6 protein-coding genes and 1 pseudogene are annotated in these 7,491 nt (G+C 69.6%); 5 read left to right on the forward strand and 2 right to left on the reverse strand.

Annotated features, from left to right (window positions below):
* Nucleotides 1-72: 72 nt before the first annotated feature.
* Both IE118_RS28285 and IE118_RS28290 read right to left on the reverse strand, forming a co-directional pair.
* On the reverse strand, nt 73-1,170 hold the full coding sequence (locus IE118_RS28285) for a MerR family transcriptional regulator (RefSeq protein ID WP_189560925.1): 1,098 nt from the start codon (nt 1,168-1,170) through the stop codon (nt 73-75).
* 319 nt (nt 1,171-1,489) lie between these two features.
* Nucleotides 1,490-2,539: an aldo/keto reductase gene (locus tag IE118_RS28290; protein ID WP_189560903.1), complete on the reverse strand. Its 1,050-nt coding sequence runs from the start codon at nt 2,537-2,539 to the stop codon at nt 1,490-1,492.
* Between the two features lie 553 nt (nt 2,540-3,092).
* Between IE118_RS28290 and IE118_RS28295 the strand changes: the two genes are divergently transcribed.
* The 5 genes and pseudogenes from IE118_RS28295 to IE118_RS28315 form a co-directional block, all read left to right on the forward strand.
* On the forward strand, nt 3,093-3,488 hold the full coding sequence (locus tag IE118_RS28295) for a MerR family transcriptional regulator (protein WP_189560904.1): 396 nt from the start codon (nt 3,093-3,095) through the stop codon (nt 3,486-3,488).
* A gap of 107 nt (nt 3,489-3,595) precedes the next feature.
* On the forward strand, nt 3,596-4,519 hold the full coding sequence (locus IE118_RS28300; protein ID WP_189560905.1) for an NADP-dependent oxidoreductase: 924 nt from the start codon (nt 3,596-3,598) through the stop codon (nt 4,517-4,519).
* 429 nt (nt 4,520-4,948) lie between these two features.
* Entirely contained in the window at nt 4,949-5,512 is a 564-nt protein-coding gene (locus IE118_RS28305) for a snapalysin family zinc-dependent metalloprotease (RefSeq protein ID WP_189560906.1), read from the forward strand.
* Nucleotides 5,513-6,168: 656 nt separating this feature from the next.
* Nucleotides 6,169-6,861 carry a response regulator transcription factor gene (locus IE118_RS28310; RefSeq protein WP_308431851.1) on the forward strand — a complete coding sequence of 231 codons (693 nt, stop codon included), beginning with the start codon at nt 6,169-6,171 and terminating at the stop codon, nt 6,859-6,861.
* Nucleotides 6,858-7,491, forward strand: a pseudogene (locus IE118_RS28315) (HAMP domain-containing histidine kinase); the annotation flags it as partial. The gene IE118_RS28310 and the pseudogene IE118_RS28315, both read left to right, overlap by 4 nt.

The raw sequence follows: 7,491 nt of genomic DNA on the forward strand, positions 1-7,491 counted from the left end.
GCGCCTGGCACGGGGAATCCCACGTGAGGCTACCGGCACCTCGACGGCGAGCTGCTGGCGGCTTGACGCGGTTTATGTGGTGAGTAGGCGGAGGCCGAGGTCTGCCGACTCGAGGTCAGTGAGGGTGGTGTTGCGTTCGGTCCATCGGCCGGAGTCGAGGTCGGCGCTGAGGCTTCGGACGGCTCGCTGCTCGGCCTGTGGTCCGACTCTGGTCCACACCGACATGGCGCGGCGTACGTGATCCTCCAGATACGCTTCCGGTCGGCGCCAGTACGCCTCGAACAGGCCATCTGAGCAGTCCCACGGGATGAGCACGGGCTCGGCGCGGGCGCCGATCGTGTCGGTCATTGCGGCAAGCGACGGGAATCCTGCGAGGACGGTGGCGAACTCGGGCAGGTAGTCGCGGGTGAGCCAGAACCGGTCCTGCCATCCGGGCTCGTCGGTGTCGAAGGTGAGTACCACCACGCGGCGGGCCACGCGCCGCATCTCGCGCAGCCCCTCTATCGGGTCCCTCCAGTGGTGAACGGTGGAGACGGCCATCGCGACGTCGAAGGACTGGTCCTCGAACGGCAGGCTCTCCGCGGCGGCGGCTAAGCACGGCGCCGAGCCGGGAGGCCGCTGCCCCCGCATGACCGCAGACGGCTCCACCGCGGTCACGTCGCGATCAGCAGGCTCGTAGGAGCCGGTACCGGCTCCGACGTTCAGTACCGTCTGCGCGTCGCCGATCGCGTCCCAGATCTGCGTGGCGATCCGTGGATCGGTACGCCGTGTCGCGGTGTAGGCACCGCCGATCGCGTCGTACAGCCGTGCACCGAGCATCTCCAGTTGCTCCTGCGGCGTCACCTTCAGTCCCCTCGCTCGTGCCTCAAGTTCCCTGTCGATGGCCGCCGCCATGGCGTCGGCGCGATCACGCCGGTCCAGCAGCAGGCCGCGAAGTCGGCGCAGGTGCGCGACCGCGTCGATCGACGGGTCGTCGACCAGTTCCGCGACCTCGCGCAGTCCGAAGCCCAACCGCCTATAGGCGAGCACCTCGCGCAGCCGCTCCACGTCGCCCGCCGAATAGGCCCGGTACCCGGCCACGGTCCGCGCCGAAGGCCGAACGAGTCCGATCTCGTCATAGTGATGCAGCGTGCGGACGCTCACGTCGGCCAGCTCGGCCACGCGTCCCACGGTCCAGTGATCCTCCACGGCAGCGACTATGCAGCCTGACGCCACGTGAGGGTCAAGGCACCCGGTAGCCGCACTGCGGGGTTGCGGCCGGCCCGCGGTACCGAGGCGCTGCGCGAGCTCGGCACGCTCTGGCAGGCCGAAACCCCGGGACGGCGACGAAGCCGTGCGCAAGGGGTTGACCCGGCGGGCTGGCGGATACCTCCGGGCCGATGTCGACGTCTGCTTCGCCCACGCCCTGGCCGGGGGAGAGGAGGAACGCCGGCCACAGCGGCCGGCGTTCGGAGGGGTTCAGGACTTCTGCAGTTTGCTGCGAGGGGAGTCAGCCCGCTGCACGTTCCGCGAGAGGCCGGCGGCGCCGGGTGACGTCGACGAGTGCGGGGGAGCGCCAAGCCCCGTCGGGGTGGTACTGGTTGGACCCGGGCGGCACGATGTCGTCGATCTGGTCGAGCGTGTCGTCGTGCAGGGTCAGTGCGGCGCCCTTCAGTAGCCCTTCGAGCTGATCCATGGTCCGTGGGCCGATGATGACCGAGGTCACGGCGGGGTGCGCGAGGGGGAAGGCCACGGCGAGTTGGGGAAGTGAGCAGCCGATGCTGTCCGCGAGCAGAGCGAGCTTTTCCACCGTTTCCAGCTTGGTGACGTTCTCGGGGATCGACGGGTCGAAGCGCGCGGGGGTGAGAGCCGCACGGCCCGTGGACAGGTCGATGGGCCGGCCCTTGCGGTATGCCCCGGACAGGAAGCCCGAGGCGAGCGGGCTCCACGTCATCACGCCCATTCCGTACCGTCGGCACACCGGGAGCACGGACGTCTCCACGCCCCGGGCGAGCAGCGAATACGGCGGCTGCTCCGTCCTGAAGCGCAGCAGGGCCCGCCGCTCGGAGACATGGTGCGCCTCGACGATCTCCTCGGCCGGGAAGGTGGAGCAGCCGAAGGCGCGGATCTTGCCTTGGTGGACGAGGTCGCTCAAGACGGAGAGCGTCTCCTCGATGTCCGTCGTGTGGTCGGGGCGGTGGACCTGATAGATGTCGATCCAGTCCGTCCGCAGCCGCCTGAGGCTCTCTTCGACCTCCTTGATGATCCAGCGGCGTGAGTTGCCGCTGCGGTTGGGGCCCTCGCCCATACGGAAGTGGACCTTGGTGGCCAGGACCACCTCGTCACGGCGGTCCCGGAGCGCCTTGCCGACGATCTCCTCGGACTCGCCCGCCGAGTACATGTCGGCCGTGTCGACGAAGTTGATCCCTCCGTCGAGGGCCGCGTGGATGATGCGGACGCTGTCGTCGTGATCGGGATTGCCGACAGCGCCGAACATCATGGTCCCGAGGCAGTACGCACTCACTTCGATTCCGGTCCCGCCGAGCACCCGGTAACGCATGGCCAGCCCCCTCAGTCCTTGGTCGTGGCGAGGATTGCATCAGTTGGAGCGCACTCCATGTCAACTCTTGGCGAGCCGGATCCCGGGCGGGCCGGCACGCCACTGCGGCGACAGCATCCGATACCGCGCCTTCAACCAGAGCGCAGATCGGTCAGAGGAGCTGAGAACGCTTCAAGGATTCCGAGGCTCCTTCACGAGTCGGCGAGTGCTGGAAAGAGGGGAGAACCCGCTGGCCACGCGTTCCAAGGCCTCAGCGGAGCCCACGGCGCTCACGGGATATGTGCCGGATGTTGGAGCAGTCCGGCTCACTGCGGCGCAGGAGGATGCCGGCTCGCTCGTAGCTTGGCCAAGCCCTGGCGAAGATGTTCTCCCTCAAGCTCCGCTTCTGAGTCGTTCTGGACACTGGTGTCGGCGCCCTGAGGAAGGTGCTCAGGCGTGTGCAGGCGAGCGTGCTCGGTCGTGGGATTGGGGGCGACCTAGCGGTGGGTGTCCGCGGGCGTTCGCGACTCGCTGACGGTCTGAGCCTGGGGAGCGCGAGCGTAGGCTCTGGAGGATGCGGATAGGGGAGTTGTCCAGGCGCACGGGGGTGAGTGCGCGTTCGCTGCGTTACTACGAGGAGCAGGGCCTGCTGGCCAGTTCACGCTCCGGCGCGGGGCAGCGTCACTATTCCGATGGTGCGGTCCAGCGTGTGTCTCTCATCCGGCAGCTGTTCGATGCGGGTATGTCCAGCAGGGTGATCGCGACTGTGCTGCCGTGTGTGGACGTCCCGGGTGACCTGGGCGTCGCCGAGGAGACGTTCACGGCGATGATGCGCGAGCGCGACCGGATCGATGCCGACATCGCGCACCTGATCGAGACCCGGGATGCACTCGACGTGCTGATCAGGGCCAACAGCCGGCACCGCGCGGAGCTGTCCACGCCTCCGGAACCGGTGGCACCATCGCCCTGATGCTGTGATCTGGGTCTCAGCCGGTTGCCCCTCACATCAATGTCAGAGGTGAGGATGGCGACTGCGCCCGGAGTGACCGGGGTCGGTCGTAGGAGAGGCGGCGGAAAATGGGGCAGGCGTGGGGTTTCGGCAGGTATGGCGGGCCCGAGGTGCAGGAGTTCTTCGATCGTCCCGACCCTGCCCCCGGTGGCGGCGAGGTGCTGATCCGGGTCGACGTCGCCGGTGTGAATCCCCTCGACCACATGCTGCGCTCGGGTCTGGTCGACGGGCTCGACGGGGGGCGTCCGTTTCCCCGTGTGCTGGGTATGGAGGCAGCGGGAATCGTTCTCGCCCGGGGCGAGGACGTCAACGGGCTCGAGGTGGGTGATGCGGTCTTCGGCTTCGCCCTCACCGGTGGCGGCACCTACGCCGAGACGACGGTGCTGTCCGCGCCCAACACCGCCCGCATTCCGGAGGGCCTGTCCGCGACCGTGGCGGCGACGCTGCCGGTGGCAGGGACGACGGCGGTGGACGTGCTCGACCAGCTCAGCCTCCCGGCCGGTGCAACGGTCCTGGTCAACGGGGTCGGGGGAGGGGTCGGCCTGGCCGTCGCCCGGCTGGCCGTCGGACGCGGGCTGCACGTGATCGGCACCGGGAGTACCGCAAAGCGCGAGCACGCCGAGGCGATCGGGGTGCGGTTCATCGACTACACCGCCCAGGACGTGGCCACCGCGGCACACAAGCTGGTTCCGGAGGGCTTCGACGGGATCGTCGACCTGGCCGGAGGCACCTCGCTGCGGACGGTTGCGCCGCTGGCCCAGGAGCCCCGCAACGTCATCGCTGTGGGTGATATGTCTGTGTCCGATCTCGGTGGGCGTTTCGTCGAGCGTCGCGTCGACCGCGAGAACCTGGAGCGGTCGGCCCGGCTGGCCCTCGACGGGCTCCTCGCACCCGTGATCACCGCGGTCCATCCGCTCTCCGACGCCCCGGCCGCCCTGGCCACCGTCGAGAACGGTCACACCTCGGGCAAGGTCGTCATCAAGGTGGCATGAGAAGTGCCCGGCCCCTCCGACGCTGCCGACCGTCCAGTCCGGACTGACGAGAGCGCGCGGTCAGCGCGTCGTCGACTGAGCATGTTCACCTGTACGGGGTTAAGCACGTTCAGGTGTGGGCCGACACCCCGCGGCGCGATTGGTCTTGCCCTTGAGGGTGCCTGATCGCGCCGAGGGATGCCGACCGCAGCGGAGGGCTCGGGGGCTGGCTGGCGGTTCACCACCGCGGGGACGCGCGCAAGCTCGTCGGCCAGGTCCGCCGGCAGTCCGTGGGCGCTGTCTCGTTCGAGGCGCTGGGCTTCGTCGATGACGAGGGCGCTCGCCGGGCAGGCGGTGCCGATTGACGGATTGGGGCCTGCCGGACACGGGCAGACAGCCCAGCGGAACACAGTGACATGAACACGCCACTCATCTCTCAGGAGGTCGACCATGCACTTACGCCCGCTCGCCCATGTCCTCAGCGCCGCCCTCACGGTGGCCTGCACTCTGGTCGGTGGCCAGGCCTACGCGGCATCGACAGGCCCCGCCGACCAGTCCCAGGCGGCTCGTGTCGTGACCTACGACGCCAGCGCCTCGGCGGAGTTCAGGGCCGCCGTCGACCGGGGTGCGGCGATCTGGAACGCCAGCGTGGAGGGAGTCGAACTGCGGCCGGTCGCCGCCGGACAACGGGCCAACATCCGGATCCTGGCCGACAACGGCTGGCCACGGGCCCTGACCACCTCGCTCGGCAACGGAACCGTGTACATCGGACGGCAGGCGGTCAACGAGGGGTACGACACGGTCCGCATCTCGTCGCACGAACTCGGCCACATCCTGGGCCTGCCGGACCGTAAGCCCGGTCCCTGCACGAGCCTGATGTCGGGAAGCAGCGCCGGCGTCTCGTGCACGAACCCGTACCCGAACGCGGCCGAGAAGGCAGCGGTCGAGAGCAGGTTCGGCAGCCTGTCCGCCGGACTGGCGGAGGCTCCGCGCAATGTGGTGACCGTGGACTGACCCACGCCGGTGTGCGGGGACGTCCTGTCCCCGCACACCGGCACCAGCCGAGGAGCAGCGACGCCGGCCGCCGAGGTGAATCCCGAACCGGTCGAGGCGGCCGAGACCAAGCCTCGGCGGGCGGGCAAGGCCGCTGCGAGGGCCGAGACGGTCGTCGAGCAGGGGGCCCGCCGCGGCGCGCCTGCGGCTGCGGCGCGGCTTGAAAGCCGCCGACTGTGTGACCTTCTTGAGGGCCTTCCCCTCGCGGAAGGTCGGTTGCCGCGAAGTCGGTACACCCACGGCGCGTACCAGTCCCAGCAGTGCATCGACAGCCCCCTGATCAGCTCGTTCTACTCGGCAGTGGCTCCGCCGGGCGTCGCCCCTTCCACCTGGTTCAGCCAGCGGCGGATCTCCGTGCGGCTGCGCCCCGCGTCCGCTGCACCTTCCGGCCAGCTCGACGGCCGGAGTGCCGACGACGGCATCTGGACGGGTGAGGCACTGATCGCCCCCGCCTCGGCTGGCCATCATCCGGTCCTGCCCTTGCTCATGGGGCGAGGTAGGTTCCGTTCCCAAGGCGTCCGTGAAGTGCGGTTCTCGGCGGCGCTCTAATCCTGGCTTCAGGTTGATCGGGGACGATGAGCGGCAAAAAGCATCGACGGGAAGGGGGGTGGACCGGCGTGCGGATCATGATCGCGGATGACGAGGTGGCCATCCGTGAGTCTCTGGAGCGGGTGCTGCAGGTCGAGGGTTACGACACCAGCACCGTCGCCAACGGTCTCGCCGTGCTCGACGGGGTCGGTGGGGCCGGCAGTGACACGCTGGACCTCCTGATCCTCGACGTGATGATGCCCCGCCTCGGCGGTCTGGAGACCTGCCGGCGGTTGCGGGCCGCGGGTCGGGATCTGCCGGTGCTGATGCTGACCGCCCGTGACCAGGTCTCCGACCGGGTCGCGGGGCTGGACGCGGGCGCCGACGACTACCTGCCCAAGCCGTTCGCCACCGAGGAGTTGCTGGCCCGGGTGCGGGCCCTGCTGCGCCGGCGCACGCCGACCGACGAGGAGTCGCAGATCCTGTCGTTCGCCGACGTCCGGCTCGATCCCGACAGGTTCGAGGCGTGGCGGGGCGGGCGGCCGCTGCGCCTGACCCGGACCGAGTTCTCCCTCCTGCAGGTCCTCATGAGCAACGCGACCAGGGTCTTGACCCGCGACGCGCTGTTCGAGGCGATCTGGGGCTTCGACATGAGCGCCACCGCCAACAACCTGCAGGTGTACGTGAGTTACCTGCGCCGCAAGATGGAGGCCGAGGGTGAGCCGCGATTGATCTACACGCTGCGCGGCCTGGGATACACATTGCGGGAGACTCCTCCGTGAGCACGCCCGCCGGCCGGGAACCGCGCCGGCTGACCCGATGGTGGCGCCGGAGGTCCCTGCGGACCAGGCTGACGGTGATCGCTGCGACGGCCATCGCGGTCAGCGTGTTCCTGGCCTTCCAGGTGGCCAGCGAGCTACTGGACTGGGAACTGCGGGACACCGTCGAGGAGCAGCTGCGCGCCGACTCCCGGGTCCTGGCGACGAACGCGGAGCGCGCCGGTCCGGCGCTGGTCCGGCTACCGCCGTATCCCGGATCAGGTCGGCTGGTGCGGGTCATCCTGCCCGACGGCTCGATCCGGGCACCGGCCGGCCAACCCGCGCTGCCCCCGGTCAGCGAGCACGCCGGGCGCGTGGCACAGGGCGCGTCGGCCGACCTGATGGAGTCGAACGACAGCGACGAGGACGGCTACCTCATCTACACGCTGCGGGCGGGCGACGGCGCCGTCCAGGTGGCCCACGTCGTCGACGACAGCCCGATCAACCGGTTCGGCTTCGGCATGCTGATGATCGGGCTGCTCTGCGTGGTCGGCGGCGCCCTTGTCGGGCGGACCGTGGCACGGACCGGGCTGGCACCGATCGACCGGCTGACCGCCGCCGCGGTACGTGTCGCACACACCCGGGACCTCGATG

It is taken from the genome of Streptomyces pilosus (assembly GCF_014649835.1).
Lineage (GTDB): Bacteria > Actinomycetota > Actinomycetes > Streptomycetales > Streptomycetaceae > Streptomyces > Streptomyces pilosus.

Bases quoted from the DNA above. Each gene is read 5' to 3' on its own strand.
- IE118_RS28305 (WP_189560906.1), top strand. From the start codon at position 4,949: ATGCACTTACGCCCGCTCGCCCATGTCCTCAGCGCCGCCCTCACGGTG.
- IE118_RS28290 (WP_189560903.1), bottom strand. From the start codon at position 2,539: ATGCGTTACCGGGTGCTCGGCGGGACCGGAATCGAAGTGAGTGCGTAC.
- IE118_RS28300 (WP_189560905.1), top strand. From the start codon at position 3,596: ATGGGGCAGGCGTGGGGTTTCGGCAGGTATGGCGGGCCCGAGGTGCAG.
- IE118_RS28295 (WP_189560904.1), top strand. From the start codon at position 3,093: ATGCGGATAGGGGAGTTGTCCAGGCGCACGGGGGTGAGTGCGCGTTCG.